The following is a 14,767-nucleotide window of genomic DNA, read 5'->3' on the forward strand; positions in this document are numbered from 1 at the left end:
ATGCGCTTTCACGCCTCACCTGCCAGGGTCGCCGCCGCGACCGCTGCGACCGGCCTGGCCGTCGCCGCGCTCGCACTGACCAGCCCGGGCACGGCCGATGCCGCCGGGCAGCACCGCCCGTCCAAGCACCGCAGCTGGGCCACCGCCACGCCGTCCCCGAGCACCTCGACGCCGGCCGCCCCGTCCGCGACACCGACCACCGCCGCACCGAGCGCCGCGAGCCCGACCGCGGCCGCCACCACGACGGCTCCCGCCCCCACGCCGACCCCGACGACCCCGTTGCCGGCCCAGTCGCCGTTCGCGAGCCCGACGCCCACCGCGACGCCCACCTCGTCAGCCCCGGCCACGTCCGCCGCGCCCACGCCGACCGGCGCTGCCACCGGAAGCGCGCCGACCTGGCAGGACGACTTCACCTCCGCCTCGGTGCCGCTCGGCGGCTGGACCGGCTGCAGCGCCGACGGGCCGCTGCAGACCAGCCACTGCACCGGGCTGCCGGCCGCGGTGGACGCCAAGTGGTGGGCGTACCCGTCCGGCTGGAAGGACACCTCGAAGAACGGCACGTACAACCCGGCCAAGACGCTGTCCATCGCGGACGGGCAGCTGAACATCCACCTCAACCGGGACAGCACCGGCACCTGGGTCGCCGCTCCCACGCCGAAGCTGCCGCAGAACACCACGTACGGCACCTACGAGGTCACCTGGAAGGCGACCTGCGCGACCGGGTACAAGGTGGCGTGGCTGCTCTGGCCGGACTCCTACACCTGGCCGCGGGACGGCGAGATCGACTTCCCCGAGGGCGACCTCTGCGGCAACATCGGCGCGTTCATGCACCGCCAGGGTGCGACGGCCGGCAGCGACCAGGACGCCTACAAGGCGGGTGTCCCGGTGGCCGGCGCCTGGCACGTCAGCCGGATCGAGTGGCAGCCGAACGACCTGAAGTTCTACCTGGACGGCAAGCTGGTCGGCCACTCCACCTCGCGGGTGCCGAACACCCCGATGCACTGGGTGCTGCAGTCCGAGACCTCGCTCGGCGGCACCACCGCGGCGGTCGGCTCCTCGGCCGACATCGCGATCGACTCGGTCCGCTTCTGGAAGTCGGGCTCGTAACGGGCCTCCGGGCAGCCGCCCCCGCGTGGGCTCCTCCCCGCCCCGAAACGGCGGGGAGGAGCCCACGGGAGCTCAGTGGGACTCAGTGCGGCCAGTCGGGGGCGGGGTCCTCGGCGAGGAGGGGTCTGAGGGCTCCGAGTACCGCGCCGATGCAGATGTTGCGCAGTTCGGTGCGGGTGCAGGTCTGCTCGGTCAACCAGTCGACGCACAGCACCTGGACGAACACCAGCCAACTCTTCAGCACCCCTGACACGGCCTGCCGGGTGCTGGCGTCGGCGTGCGGGAGGGCCCCGAGCAGCCGCTCGCGGAGGGCGTCGAGTTCGTCGGCGATGATCGTCTGGATCACGCGGTCCCCGGCCAGTACCCGGTTGGCCGCCAGCACGGTGTTGCGGTTCTCCGCGAAGTACTCGATGTGGGCGTCCAGTCCCTCTACGAGTTGTTCGACCAGCGTGTCGGCGGGGTCGAAGCGGGTTCTGGCGAGCAACTGCTCGGCGGCCTGCCGGTAGAGGGCGGCGAAGAGCGCGTGCTTGCTCGGGAAGTGCCGGTACAGCAGCGCGCGGGAGATCCCGGCGTGCTCCGCCACGTCCTCCATGAGCACGTCCTCGTACGGGTGGGCGGCGAACAATTGCGCTGCGACGCCGAGGAGTTGGGCGCGGCGGTGGTCGGGGCTGAGCCGTTGTCGGGGAGACACGGAGGCCATACTACTTGACACGTGTCTACTAGCCGGTCGTAACCTGGTGCCATTCCTGGTTGACACGGGTCTACTAAGCGGGGGTGACCGTCATGACCAAGGCCACACTGTTGCGGGGACTCGTCCTGACCATGGGGTACGCCGACCTGGCGATCGGACTCTTCCACGTGCTGCTCGGGAACGCCGCGATCCCGGGCGCCGGCTCGGCCGGGCCGACCGTCGACAGCCTCGGGCGGTTCCTCGGCGCGATCTTCGCCGGGTACGGCCTCGCCTGGATCTGGGCCGCCCGGCAGTCGCCGATCCCCGCAACGGCGGTGCGCTGGCTGGCCGGTGTGTTCTGGCTCGGCGCGCTCGGCCGACTGATGTCGCTCGCCGTCCACGGGTGGCCGCACTGGTTCCAGGTGGTCCTGACCGCCATCGAGCTGACGCTGCCGCCGCTGTTCCTCTGGCTGGCGGACGCCGAGGAGAAGGCCCTCGGCCCCGCCGGCGAGCGGTAGCGCGGCCTGCCCGGCATCGCCGACGGCCCAGGACGACCGCCGCACCGCCGACCGCCGCACCGCCGAGCGTCGCGGCGGGCGCTCGACGACTCGAACCCTCCCGGTCCGAGCCCGAACGCCACGCCCCGGCCCGATCGGGCGCGTCCGGTGCGGACGTGACAGTCCGTCAGTTCGGCGTCGGCGGCCCGGCCGGTGCGAGGAGGGTGTGCAGGGAGCGGTTGTGCTGGCGCAGCCAGGCCCGGTAGGCGGGGTTGACGCTGGCCAGGTCGAGGTAGGCGTGGCAGAGGTCGACCCAGAGGCCGTCGAGGGCCGGGCCGCCGACGGTGTCGGGGCGCCAGGTGAGCAGCAGCCGGACGGCGAGCGGGTCGCCGTGGACGGGGCGGAGGATGGTGCCGGGTCCGGGCGGCGAGGTGGGCTGGCAGGGGCGGACGGCTTCGCCGGAGGCGACGAGTTCGGCGGCGGTGGCGTTGTCCCGGACCTGGACGACGCGCGGGTCGAGTCCGGCCTCGGCGAAGACCCGCCGCAGTGCGGCGTACTCGTGGTCGGCGGTCGGGTCGACCATCCAGGTGTCGTGGGCGAGGTCGGCGAGGCTGACGACCGGTCGGCCGGCGGCGGGGTGGGTCTCGGCGAGGGCGACGAACTGGGGTTCGCGGGCGACCAGCACCCGCTGCTCGGTGCCGGCCGGCAGGTGCAGCGGAAAGCCCTCGCTCTCGTGGACGAAGGCGGTGTCGAGCTGTTCGGCGGCGACCAGGTGGAGCAGGGCGATCGCCGAGATGTCGATGTGGATGGTGGTGTCGGTCTCCGGGAACCGGTCGTGGACGCGGCGCAGCCAGGCGGCGACCGCGCGGCTGCCGACGCTGCCGATCCTCAGTCGGCGGCGGCCGGGTTCGGCGGCCTCGGCGCGGGCGGCGGCGACCAGGGCGTCCATCTCGGTGATCACGGGCCGGGCGCGGGAGAGCACCGAGTGGCCGAGGGCGGTGGGGCGGCTGCCGGTCTGTTCGCGGGTGAACAGCCGTCCGCCGATGGTCCGTTCGATGCGGTGGAGTTGGGTGGTCAGCGAGGGCTGGGTCATGCCGAGTCGACGGGCGGCCTTCCGGACGCTGCCGGTGTCCGCGATCGCGCACAGCACCCGCAGGTGTCGGACGTCGAGCTCCATCACGGGAGCATAGCCAGGCGCCCTTCGTCTGCCAAGAGCATGTCAAATCCTGCCAATGATCCGTCAACTCGACGGTGAGGCAGGGGTATTGATCGGGGCTATCGCCGGTTGCCATCTCCGCGCCCCGGCCGCCCTGCCCCAAGCTCGGTGCAACAGCTTGTCACCGCGTCCCGGGCGGCCTCCCCACGGCCCCGGGACCCGCGAACGGAGTCCCCCATGAACCGCTCCATGACCTTGCTCGCCGCCGCCCTCGGACTGGTCCTCGCGGCCGGCACCGGCGTCGTGCCCGCCGCCGCGGTCACCGCCCAGGGCTACACCCCGTCCGCGGGCATCGCCGCCAACTCCTCCGAGGAGGCCAACAACAAGGCCTTCTACGAGGCGGTGATGAAGTCGGCGCGCGCCAAGCAGGCCGCCAACCCCTACCTGCTGACCGTCGCCGTCACCTACGACGCCAGCCAGGCCCCGACCTTCCGCACCGTCATATCCCAGAGCGCCCAGATCTGGAACTCCTCGGTCACCAACGTGCAGCTCCGCTCCGGCACCAACGCCGACTTCCGCTACTACGAGGGCAACGACTCCCGCGGCTCGTACGCCTCGACCGACGGCCACGGCCGCGGCTACATCTTCCTCGACTACGCGCAGAACCGGCAGTACAGCTCGCTGCGCGTCACCGCCCACGAGACCGGCCACGTGCTCGGCCTGCCCGACCACTACTCCGGCCCGTGCAGCGAGCTGATGTCCGGCGGCGGCCCCGGCACGTCGTGCACCAACCCGTACCCGAACACCACCGAGCGCAACCGCGTCAACAACCTCTGGGTGAACGGCCTCGCCATCGCCGGCTGAGCCCCCGGCCCCGAGCCGACCCGCACGGCCGCCGACCCCCACCGCCCAGCCCGGGCGGTGGGGGTCGGCGGCCGTGCGGGTGCGCGTCCGAACCCGATGCCCCGTCCGGCGCGGTCCAGCACAATGCGTAACCTGACCTGACGTCAGGTCCCGTCCCGTCCGCGGGTGTTCGTCCGGCGAGGCGGCGTGGACCAAGGGCTTCTACGTCGGGTGGCTGATTGTCGGCCGTACCGGCCCTTGACGAAGCCCGCCGCTCCTACGCTGACGACGAGGGGCCGGTTGCGCCCGGAGAGTGCGGGCGGTCAGGGGGCAGGGGTGGAGCCGGAGCTGGTCGGGTTGGCGTCGACGGCGGGGGCGGCGGTCTCCCGGGCAGCCGGAACGGATGCCTGGGGCGGGGTGTGCAGCCGGGTCGCCGCGCTGCTCTCCCCCGGCGACGCCGGCGGCTCCGCACGGGCCGCGACGTTCACCCGACTGGAGCGCACCGCCGACCGAACGCGCACCGCGGGAGCGGACGCCGAGCAGGTCCGGCGGGAGGCGGCGGCGGCCTGGCAGGCCCGCTTCGAGGACGTGCTCGACGACACCGCGGACGACCGGCGTCCCGAGGTGGCCGCGGCCCTGCGCGACCTGGTGGCCTTCACCGACCGGGCTCTCTCCGCCCGCGGCGGAGCGGACCCAGCACCGCCCCGACCAGCACCCCGACCCGCCGGGCGCGGACCGGTCGGCGCACCGCCCCCGTCCGAGGGCCACCACCCTGCGGGCGTCCATGCCGAGGGCGACGTCGCGAACAGCGCCACCCACGGTTCGGTCGCGGCGAACCAGATCAACGGGCCGGTGACGATCAACAACCATCCCCCGAAACCGGAACCGGAGCCGGCCTCGAAGCCGGTCTCGAAGCCGCTGCGGGTGCGGGTCGGAACGGTGCCGAGGCAGGCCACCGCGTTCCAGCCCCGCCAGGATGTGCGGGAGGAGATCGACCGGGCACGGGAGGGCCACGGCACCGTCGTGCTCACCCAGGTGTTGTCCGGCGGTGGCGGGTTCGGGAAGTCGCAGCTCGCCGCCGCCTACGCCCACCAGGCCGACGCGGCGAGCGTGGACGTGCGGGTGTGGGTGGACGCCGCGGAGACGTCCGGCATCGTCGCGGCGTTCGCCGAGGCCGCGACGAAGGTCGGGGCGGCGCACGCGGGCGGCGCGGACCAGGGCGGTGGGGACCCGGGCGGTGCGGACGCGGAGGCCGATGCGACCGCGTTCCTGGAGTGGCTCGCCGTGACCGACCGGACCTGGCTGGTCGTCCTCGACGACGTCACCGACATCGAGGGCGCGGAGCCGTGGTGGCCACAGCCCGCCGCGGGCGGGAACGGGCGGGTGCTGGTGACCACCCGCCGCCGGGACGCGCTCGTCTCCGGTGCCGGCCTGGCCTTCGTCGACGTCGGCCTCTACACGGCGGACGAAGCCCGCGCGTACCTCGGCGAACGGCTCACCGCCGCCCGACGAACCCATCTGCTCGACGAGCGGGCCGGCGAGCTGGTCGAGGCCCTGGGCCGGCTCCCGCTGGCGCTCTCGCACGCCGCCGCCTACCTGATCAACGAGGACGTCGCGTGCGGCGAGTACCTCGCCAAGTTCACCGACCGCGAGTCCCGGCTGGACTCGGTGCTGCCGCAGGCCGTCGACACCGACCGCTACGGACGGCAGGTCACCGCATCGCTGCTCCTCGCGCTCGATGCGGTGCGACGGCGGGACCCGGACGGGATCGCCGTTCCCGTCCTGCGTCTCGCGGCCCTCCTCGATCCGGCCGGCCATCCGCTGGAGCTGTGGTCCACCGACGCTCTCACCGACCACCTCACCACCCACCGCACCCCGCCCTCCCCCGACCGGAGCGCGGTGGAGCCGCCGCCGGTCACCCCCGACCGGGCTCGTGCCGCGCTGCGCCTGTTGCACCACTACGCCCTGCTCACCAGCGACCGGCGGGACGGCCACCGCGCCGTGCGGGTGCACGCCCTGACCGCCCGGGCCGCCCGCGAGACCACGCCGCCCGCGGACGTGCCCGCGACCGTCCGGGCTGCAGCCGACGCCCTGGTGGCGGCCCGGCCGGAACACAGCCGGGCCACCGCGGACCTGGGCGCGGTCCTCCGCGCCAACACCGACGCCCTCGGCGGGCACGCCGGCGACCTCCTGTGGCGGCCCGAGCCGCACCTCGTCCGCTACTGGGCCGGCCACAGCCTTGTCGAGGCCGGCCTCTACACGGTCGCCGCCGACTACTGGCGCAGCCTCGCCGCCGAGGCCGGACGCGTCCTCGGCGAGCAGCATCCCGCCACGCTCACCGCCCGCAACAACCTCGCCGTCTCCTTGGCCCGGGCGGGCGACACCGGGGCTGCGGTCGAGGTGCAGGAACGGGTCGTCGCGGCCAGTGCACGGGTCCTCGGCGAGCGGGACCGGGAGACCGTGCGGGCCCGCGTGAACCTGGCCGCTTCCTACTGGCAGGCGGCTCGCACCGCCGAAGCGATCGAGATCGAGGAGTGGGTGGTCGCCGACCGCGAACGGGTCCTCGGCCGCCGCCATCCCCTGACCCTCCAGGCCCGCCACAACCTCGCGGCCTCCTACGACCGCGCAGGCCGCTGCGCCGAGGCCGTCGACCTGCGGGAGGAGGTGCTCGCCGACCTCGGGGGCGTCGTCGGCGACCGCGATCCCCTCACCCTCGCCGTCCTCGAAGGGCTGGCCACCTCCTACCAGCAGCTGGGCCGAACCGAAGAGGCCGTCGAGCTGGTGAACCGGGTGCTCGTCGAGCGGGAACGCACGCTGGGCCGCGACCACCCCGACACCCTCCGGGCCTGGCACAACCTCGCCCACTGCTACCTGCAGGCGGGCCGGACCGCCGAGACGATCGAGATCGAGGAACGGGTCGTCGCCGACAGCGAACGCCTGCTCGGCAGCGGGCACGTCGGCACCGTCACCCCCCGCGTCAGCCTCGCCCAGGCCTACCTGCGGGCGGGCCGCACCGCGGAGGCGATCGAGGTCCAGGAGCGGGTGGTCAGCGACCGGGAGCGGGTCCTCGGCGCGCAGCACGTCGACACCATGACCGCCCGCAACAACCTCGCCGTGTTCCACCAGGAGGCGGGCCACGCCGAGGAGGCCGTCGGGCTGCTGGAGCGGGTGGTCGCGGACCGCGAGCGCGTCCTCGGCGAGCACCACCCCGAGACCCTGGCCTCCTGCCGCAACCTCGCCGAGTCCTACCTGGGGACGGGCCGCACCGAGCAAGCCGTCGACGTCCGGCAGCGGCTGCTCGCCGGTCGTGCACGCGCCCTGGGCGACCAGCACGCCGACACCCGTACCGCCCGCATCGACCTCGCCACCGCGTATCTCGCGGCGGGCCGTGCCGATGAGGCGATCGCCCTGGTGGAGGGGGCGTCCACCGACCGCGAGCACCGCCTCGACGCCCGCGCGAGCCTCGCCGTCGCCTACTTGCAGGCGGGCCGCCCGGTGGAGGCCGCCTCCTTGTTGGAGGGAGTGACCGCCGACTGCGCCCGCGTTCTCGGCCGCGACCACCCGTTCACCCGGTCGACCGCCACGGCACTGGCGGCGATTCGCGACCAGTCGCTCGGCCGGAGCGATGGAACCGACTGACGGACCGTCCAATGCCGCCCACTCCCCCCGTTCCTGGGGGCCCGGGCCCGAACTCGGCCTCACCCGCTGGCAGCCGCCCCGCCCGCAACACCCGCCGCCCGCCACGCCCCGCGGTTCAGAGGTCCGTCGGCACCAGGTGGTCGGCCTGCACGTGGGCGTTGTCGTTCCAGCGCAGCAGGGCGGGGACGCCGTGCTGGGCGCCGAGGATCGACAGGGAGGTGGCGCTGAGGCGCAGGCGGGCGGCGAAGCCGACGGGTTGACCGAGCCAGCGGGCGGCGACGGCGCACAGGATGTGGCCGTGGGCGAAGACCAGCCGGTCGCCGTTCCCGGAGCGGGCCCAGGCGACGACGGCGTCGGCCCGCTCGCTGATCGCGGCGAGGCGCTCGCCGCCCGGGGTGCCGTCGCGCCACAGCTGCCAGTCGGGTTGCCGCTGCTGGATCTGGGCGGTGGTGAGGCCTTCGTAGTCGCCGTAGTCGGCCTCGACCAGCGCGTCCCAGGTGGTGGCCCGGTCGCCGAATCCGGCCAGTTCGCAGGTCCGCCGGGCCCGGGAGAGCGGGCTGGTGCGGATCTCGGCGCCGGGCAGGCCGTCCCAGGGGGCGGCGTGCAGGCGGCGGCCCAGCAGTTCGGCGCGCCGCTCGCCGAGCGGCAGCAGCGGAAGGTCGGTTCGGCCGGTGTGCCGGCCGGTGCGGGCCCACTCGGTGAGTCCGTGCCGGGCCATCAGGAGGCGGGGAACCGCGGGTTCGGGCATCGGTCTGCTCTCGACTGGTGGGTGTGCGTCCTGGTCCGGGCACCGACCCGCGCCTGCCGCAGCAGGCCGCCGACGCCGATGCCCGGGGCGTGCCCGCGGGTGCCGACTCCGTCCGTCACGGGCCTCCATCGAACCGGGCGGTCGATCCCCGCGGCGGACGGACACGCAGGTCGGGCTGCCCGGGTAGCTCCGACGGCGTACCCGGGGCGGTGGACACCGGGCCGTGGACACTGCGGTCGGACGGCACGCCGAGGAGGGCGGCCGGGCGTCGAACCCGGCGCCGGACGGGAACTGACGGTGCGCCAGGTCATTTCCCCGATTGCGGTGTGATCGGCATACTTCCGCGCATGGACATCGTCGACAACGCGCCCCGGCCGCACCACTACCGCTTCGCGCACCAGGTGCTCGCCGATCTCGCCCGAACCCTCGGGCCGCGGATGCTGGACGCCGAACCGGAGCAGGGCTTCGGCCCCGGCATGGCGACCCTCTGGACGAACTACGGCGAGCACCTTCCCGCGGCGGACCGGCTGCCGAGCGACGGCCTGACCGCGAACCTGATCACGCTGGGCTCGCACCGGCTGCTGGTGGTCGCCCTGCCCCCGCCCGCCGCACCGGCGGAGGCGTACTACACAGCCGTCGTCCAGCCGGGCGGCGCCGACCACTGCCGGTACTTCACCCTGGAGCTGGCGGCGAACCCGTTCACCAGGGAGACCTACACGGTGCTCGGGGAGTGGGCGGACGGCAGCCACCTCAACCTGGGCCCCGGCCCGGCATCCGACCTGTCCGGCTTCCTGACCGCCGTGGTGGAACTCCTGGCCGGGTCGGCGCCCGACCCCGTGGCGGCCACCCGACCGGCCCCGCCCGCCCCGCAGGACAAGCCCGAACGCCGGGGCCTGCGACGGCTGTTCGGCCGCTGAGCGGCGCCCTGCGGGGCCCCTGCGCCGCGGCCGGATACGATCGGCGGATGTTCGCTCCTCGACCTCGACCGGTGGTGGCGGTCCGCGCGGCGGTGGTCCGGCGGTGGCTGCCGGTCGTGCTGCGGGTGGCCGCGTTCCTGCTGGTGCCGTGGATCGTGGTGCTGGGCCTGTCGGTCCGCCGGTTCGGGGCCCGCAACCTGGCCAACTCGTGGATCTGGCTGGACGTCATGGAGGTGGCGGCGCTGCTGCTGCTCGCCGCGCTGGTCCGCCGCCGCCACCGGGTGACCAGCCCGTTGGCCGCCGCGACGGCCGTCCTGCTGGCGATGGACGCCTACTTCGACCTCTGGTCGGCGCACCGCGGACCGGACTACCTGCTCGCCCAGGTGCTCGCCTACTGCGCCGAACTGCCCGGCGCGGCGCTGCTCGCAGCCCTCTCCTGGTACGCGCTCTCCTGGACCCTGCCCGAACCGGCGACGCCGTGAGCCGGGGTCGCCCGACGGCGACCGCCGCTCACGGCCGAGGCGTTCGGGTGCCGCGGGCGGTCAGCCGGCGGCGTTGAGCAGGTCGAGGGCGCTCTGCTGGCAGCCGTAGTCGGTGCTGCCGGGGCCGCCGGCCCAGTGCGGGCCGTACTGGTCGAGCGGGTTGCGGTCCTTCGCGTAGGCGGAGTCCGCCCAGGCGGTGAGGGTCGGGGCGTAGGGGTGGTCCGGCAGTTGGGTGTTGAGCCGGGCCAGGCCGCGGACGTAGGCGCCCTTGAACGACGGGCCGTCGCCGGTGCAGCCGTCGCCCTCGCCGGGCTCGCGGAGCACGCCGCCGCTCTGCAGCCGGGTGGTGGAGGCGTCGGCGAGGATGCGCGCGGTGCTGAGCAGGCTCGGGTCGCCGGTGGCCCGGTTGAGCTCGGTCAGGCCGCCCAGCAGCACGCCCTGGTTGTACGTCCAGGTGGGCTGGCCGTTGTTGGCGCAGGCGTCGCTGAGGCCGTCGTTGACCAGGTGGTCGGCGTTGATCATGCCGCTGGCCCGGAACCAGTTCCACTCGTCGCGGGCGCGCTGCAGGTAGGCGGTGTCGCCGGGGAGGCGGTTGTGCAGGGCGGCGGTGAGCTGGAGGTAGAGCTCGTTGGTGATCGCGTTCTTGTAGGTGCCGCCGGTGGTCCAGCGCACTCCTCCGCCGCAGGCGCCGGTCCAGTTGGCGGACATGTGGTCGGCGTCGGCGCGCGCGGTGGCGAGGTAGCGGCTGTCGCCGGTCTGGTCGTAGGCGTCGACCCAGGCCAGTCCCCACCAGCCGGTGTCGTCGAGGTACTCGTTGGTGAAGTTGCCGCCCTGGGCTCCGAGGTTCTTGTCGTAGGTCTCGGCGATGGCGTAGGTGTAGCTGCCCATGCCGCTGGTCCGGGCGTTGTCGATGATGGCGGTGAGCGCGTTGGCGGAGGTCCACCAGCCGTTGCCGCCGAAGAGTTTGGTGCCGCGGTCGAAGGAGGCCATCAGGGCGGTCGCGGCGGCGGTGCGGCGGTCCCGGGCGTTCCAGGTGGTACGGGCCCACGGGTGCAGGCGATCGCGCCGCCGACCTGTCCGCAGGCCCGCAGGGCGCCGACGCCGCGGGTGTTCCAGTCGTCGACGTTGTACATGAGGGTGCGCCAGCCGGTGCCGCCCGCGGGCACCTTGGTGTCGCCGAGCTTGCTGCCGCCGGTCCAGGTGCGACCGCCGTCCATGGAGCGGTCGAGCCACACTTCGTCGCCGGCCGCGCCGCCGGTGACCGACGCCCAGCCCATGGCGTCGGTGTCGTCGAAGTGCAGGGCGAGCGTGCGGCCGGAGAGCGTCGCGGACACCGGCTGCCGGTCCTGCGGGCTGAGCGCGGGGTCCCGGGTGTCGCAGTACTTGTTGCAGATCGCGGCGGCGGCCACGGCCGGGGCGGCGGTGACGGCGGGCAGGGCCGCGGCCAGGACGGCGGTGCACAGCAGGGCGGCGCGCAGGGGTCGGGACTCGGTCATGGTGATCTCCTGGGGCTGCTGGGGAACGGGGGGTGAACGCCGTCGCGGCCGGACCGTCGCGGCCCGGCCGCGGCCGGCCGGTGGTGCGGGAGCGGGTCAGGGCGCGCGGTGGCACAGGCACTCGCCGCGGAAGTCGTTGCCCGGAGCGGTGGGTCAGCGCAGCTGCCACAGGTGGTCGGCGGTGCCGTTGTCGGCGAACTGCACCACCCGGGCGCTGTCGGCCGTGGACATCGAGTCGACGCCGAGCACCTTGCCGGAGTTGCGGTTGCGGATCCGGAACCAGCCGTCGCCGTTCGGCACCAGCCGCCACTGGTGGTCGGCCGTCCCGTTGTCCCCGAACTGCACCACCCGCGCACTGTCCGCGGTCGACATGCCGTCAACACCGAGCACCTTCCCGGAGTTGACGTTGCGGATCCGGAACCAGCCGTCGGCCTCGGTGAGGAAGGTCCACAGGTGGTCGGCGGTGCCGCTGTCGGCGAACTGCACCACCTGCGCGCTGTCGGCCGTCGACATGCCGTCGACCCCCAGCACCTTGCCGGAGTTGCGGTTCTGGATCCGCACCTGGCCGTCGGGCTGGAGCTGCCAGAGGTGGTCGGCGGTGCCGCTGTCGGCGAACTGCGCCACCTGCGCGCTGTCCGCGGTCGACATGCCGTCGACCCCCAGCACCTTGCCGGAGTTGACGTTGCGGATCCGGAGCCGGCCGTCGCCGTTGTCGACCAGCTGCCACAGGTGGTCGGCGGTCCCGTTGTCCGCGAACTGCACCACCCGCGCACTGTCGGCCGTCGACATGCCGTCAACTCCCAGCACCTTGCCGGAGTTGACGTTGCGGATCCGGAGCCGGCCGTCGCCGTTGTCGACCAGCTGCCACAGGTGGTCGGCGGTCCCGTTGTCCGCGAACTGCACCACCCGCGCGCTGTCCGCGGTCGACATGCCGTCAACTCCCAGCATCTTGCCGGAGTTGACGTTGCGGATCCGGAACGCGGCGCCGCCGGTGGTCCAGGGCGTGCCGTTCGGCGAGGTGGTGGGGAAGGCGGTGATCCGCAGCCGGGCCGCGCCCATCGGGATGAGGGTGACGGTCTCGACGGGTGCGGTGCTGCGGGCGGGGCTGTCCTGCAGCGGGCCGACCACGTGCTGGCCGTCGGCCTGCCACTCGGGGATCCGCCGGGCGGGCACGGTGATCCGCACGGGCGTGCCGGCCTGGGTGAAGGGGTTGGCGGCGAGCGTTCCCCGGGCCGCGGTGAAGGCCGGGGACCCGGCGTCCAGCGCGAGGCCGTAGTTCCAGGGCGTGGTGGCGTGGACGGCGTACTCGGGGAAGGCGGCGCTGCCCGCGTACTGCTGGTAGTTCTCGCCGATCTGCAGCGAGTAGGTGAGCGGGCCGTGGTCGAGCGAGACGCTGCCGTGGTTGCCGCTCCAGGTGCGGAGGGTGGTGCGTTGGGGCAGCCGCAGCACGACGGTGTCGCCGTCGTGCCAGGTCCGGTTGACGACGGTGTAGGCCGGTCCGGCCGGTGCGTCGACGGCGGCGCCGTTGACGGTGAGGACGGGCGCGGCGCACCAGCCGGGGACGCGCAGGCGGAGCGGGAAGGCGAGCGGCCCGGGGGTGCTCAGGCGCAGCGTGACGGTCTCGGAGAACGGGTAGTCGGTGGTCTCGGTGATGGTGACGGCGGTGCCGTCGGCGACCTTGGCGGTGACGGTGCAGGCGGCGTACATGGCGGCGGCCAGGCCGTTGTCGGGGGTGGCGAGCCAGAGCTCTTCGAGGAAGTAGGGCCAGCCCATGCCGTAGTTGTGGGGGCAGCAGCGGTACTGGTCGACGCCGGGCTGGTACGCCTGCATGGCGAATCCGTTCTGGAACTGTCCCTGGGTCTTGGGGGTGTTGTCGAGGTCGACGCTGTTGGCGCTGGTGATGTAGTGCACGGCCCTGCCGTCGGGATCGAGCGCGGCGGGCAGCGAGTTGAAGGCGAGGTCCTCGCAGCGGTCCGCCCAGAGCGGGTCGCCGGTGATCCGGTTCAGCAGTTGGTGACTGGCCATCAACTCGACGACGCCGCAGGTCTCGAAGCCCTGCCGGGGGTCGCCGAACCCGGGCCGGGCGTTCTCGTCGCCGGCGAAGCCGCCGCCGGGGAACTGGCCGTACTGCGCCATCACCGTGTCGTAGGTGCGGTACGCGGAGCCGGTGAGGGTGGCGGACGGGGCGCGCAGCGCGTACTGGGCGGGTTCGCGGAAGCCCTGCGCGATGTTGACGTTGTGCAGGCTCGGCAGGTTGTCGGTCCAGTTCGCGCCGTGGGCGTGGATCTTGTCGGCGAGGTCCAGCAGGAAGGCGTCGCCGGTGCGGTTGTAGAGCCAGAACAGGCTGTCCAGCGCGTCGCCCCAACGCACCGACACCCAGCTGCTGTTGAACGCGCCGGGCCCCTGGGCGTTCAGGTAGCGGAAGAAGGCGCTGAGCAGCGGGATGATCCGGGTGTCGCCGCTGTACTCCTGCCAGCTGCGCAGTGCCCAGGTGAGCGGCAGGAACGGCCAGAAGTCCGGACCGCCGTTCAGCGAGGTGTGCAGGGCGCTCGGGCCGAAGGATCCGTCGGCCCGCCGGGTGGCGACGATGGCGTCGATCCAGCGGCGGGCGGTGGCGAGGGCGGTGGCGTCGCGGGTGGCGATCGCCAGGTCGACGTAGCCGCGCAGCCAGTAGGGAACCTCCTCCCAGCCGGGCCGGTCGGGGTGGGCCCAGCCGCTGGTGTTGAGGTCGAGGAAGTGCGAGATCTGGTCGAACCGGCCGCACAGGCCCGCGAGTTGGAGCCGGAGCTGCCCGTCGAGCCAGCCGGCCGCGGTGATGCTGCCGGGCGGCAGGCGCAGGAACGCGACGGGGGCCAGCGGCGCCGCGTTGGGGAAGTAGAGTCCGCCGGGGGCCGGGGCGGCGGTGGCGGCCGCGGGCCGGGCGAGGGAGTCGGCCCGCGCGTCGGCCCGGAAGCTCAGCGAGAGGCCGGCGCCGACGGAAGCGGCGCTGCTGATGAACTGCCTGCGATGCATGGGCATGACAGTCTCCTCGGAGCGGGTATTCCAACGTTGCAAGAGGGGATCACCGGCATGACAGCACGCACGGGGAGCGCTGTCCAGAGCCGCGACCGAGCCCGACGCCGACCAACTCCCTTTCTCCTCAAGCCGAAGCGCGCGGCAGACGGCGGCCCGCCGCAGGCTTTAACGTTGTAAGCAGCGGCCGGTCACCGCCC

Annotated in this window: 10 protein-coding genes and 1 pseudogene; 6 read left to right on the forward strand and 5 right to left on the reverse strand. The window is 73.8% G+C overall.

Annotated elements, in window-relative coordinates:
• The gene (locus BX266_RS00410) at window positions 1–1,107 is read left to right on the forward strand and encodes a glycoside hydrolase family 16 protein (protein ID WP_099896941.1); all 1,107 of its coding nucleotides are present in this window, start codon (window positions 1–3) and stop codon (window positions 1,105–1,107) included.
• Window positions 1,108–1,189: 82 nt separating this feature from the next.
• Here BX266_RS00410 and BX266_RS00415 read toward each other — a convergent pair whose 3' ends face one another.
• Entirely contained in the window at window positions 1,190–1,798 is a 609-nt protein-coding gene (locus BX266_RS00415; protein WP_099907196.1) for a TetR/AcrR family transcriptional regulator, read from the reverse strand.
• A gap of 92 nt (window positions 1,799–1,890) precedes the next feature.
• Between BX266_RS00415 and BX266_RS00420 the strand changes: the two genes are divergently transcribed.
• Entirely contained in the window at window positions 1,891–2,295 is a 405-nt protein-coding gene (locus BX266_RS00420) for a DUF4345 domain-containing protein (RefSeq protein WP_099896942.1), read from the forward strand.
• Window positions 2,296–2,461: 166 nt separating this feature from the next.
• Here BX266_RS00420 and BX266_RS00425 read toward each other — a convergent pair whose 3' ends face one another.
• Window positions 2,462–3,451 carry a LysR family transcriptional regulator gene (locus BX266_RS00425; RefSeq protein WP_180290328.1) on the reverse strand — a complete coding sequence of 330 codons (990 nt, stop codon included), beginning with the start codon at window positions 3,449–3,451 and terminating at the stop codon, window positions 2,462–2,464.
• A gap of 216 nt (window positions 3,452–3,667) precedes the next feature.
• Here BX266_RS00425 and snpA point away from each other — a divergent pair, with 216 nt between their 5' ends.
• Entirely contained in the window at window positions 3,668–4,294 is a 627-nt protein-coding gene (gene snpA, locus BX266_RS00430; protein ID WP_180290329.1) for a snapalysin, read from the forward strand.
• Window positions 4,295–4,609: 315 nt separating this feature from the next.
• On the forward strand, window positions 4,610–7,912 hold the full coding sequence (locus tag BX266_RS00435; protein WP_099896944.1) for a tetratricopeptide repeat protein: 3,303 nt from the start codon (window positions 4,610–4,612) through the stop codon (window positions 7,910–7,912).
• 115 nt (window positions 7,913–8,027) lie between these two features.
• Here the strand turns inward: BX266_RS00435 and BX266_RS00440 are convergent, their stop codons facing one another.
• The gene (locus BX266_RS00440; protein WP_099896945.1) at window positions 8,028–8,660 is read right to left on the reverse strand and encodes a histidine phosphatase family protein; all 633 of its coding nucleotides are present in this window, start codon (window positions 8,658–8,660) and stop codon (window positions 8,028–8,030) included.
• Between the two features lie 347 nt (window positions 8,661–9,007).
• On the opposite strand from BX266_RS00440, the gene BX266_RS00445 reads away from it, so the two are divergent.
• The gene (locus BX266_RS00445) at window positions 9,008–9,577 is read left to right on the forward strand and encodes a hypothetical protein (RefSeq protein ID WP_099896946.1); all 570 of its coding nucleotides are present in this window, start codon (window positions 9,008–9,010) and stop codon (window positions 9,575–9,577) included.
• Between the two features lie 47 nt (window positions 9,578–9,624).
• Window positions 9,625–10,059: a hypothetical protein gene (locus BX266_RS00450; protein WP_143686828.1), complete on the forward strand. Its 435-nt coding sequence runs from the start codon at window positions 9,625–9,627 to the stop codon at window positions 10,057–10,059.
• Between the two features lie 60 nt (window positions 10,060–10,119).
• Here the strand turns inward: BX266_RS00450 and BX266_RS00455 are convergent.
• Window positions 10,120–11,555 (reverse strand): annotated as a pseudogene (locus BX266_RS00455) (glycoside hydrolase family 76 protein).
• 153 nt (window positions 11,556–11,708) lie between these two features.
• Window positions 11,709–14,573, reverse strand: a complete 2,865-nt coding sequence (locus tag BX266_RS00460; RefSeq protein ID WP_099896948.1) for an RICIN domain-containing protein — start codon at window positions 14,571–14,573, stop codon at window positions 11,709–11,711.
• Between the last annotated feature and the right edge of the window lie 194 nt (window positions 14,574–14,767).

The organism is Streptomyces sp. TLI_171, from assembly GCF_003610255.1.
Lineage (GTDB): Bacteria > Actinomycetota > Actinomycetes > Streptomycetales > Streptomycetaceae > Kitasatospora.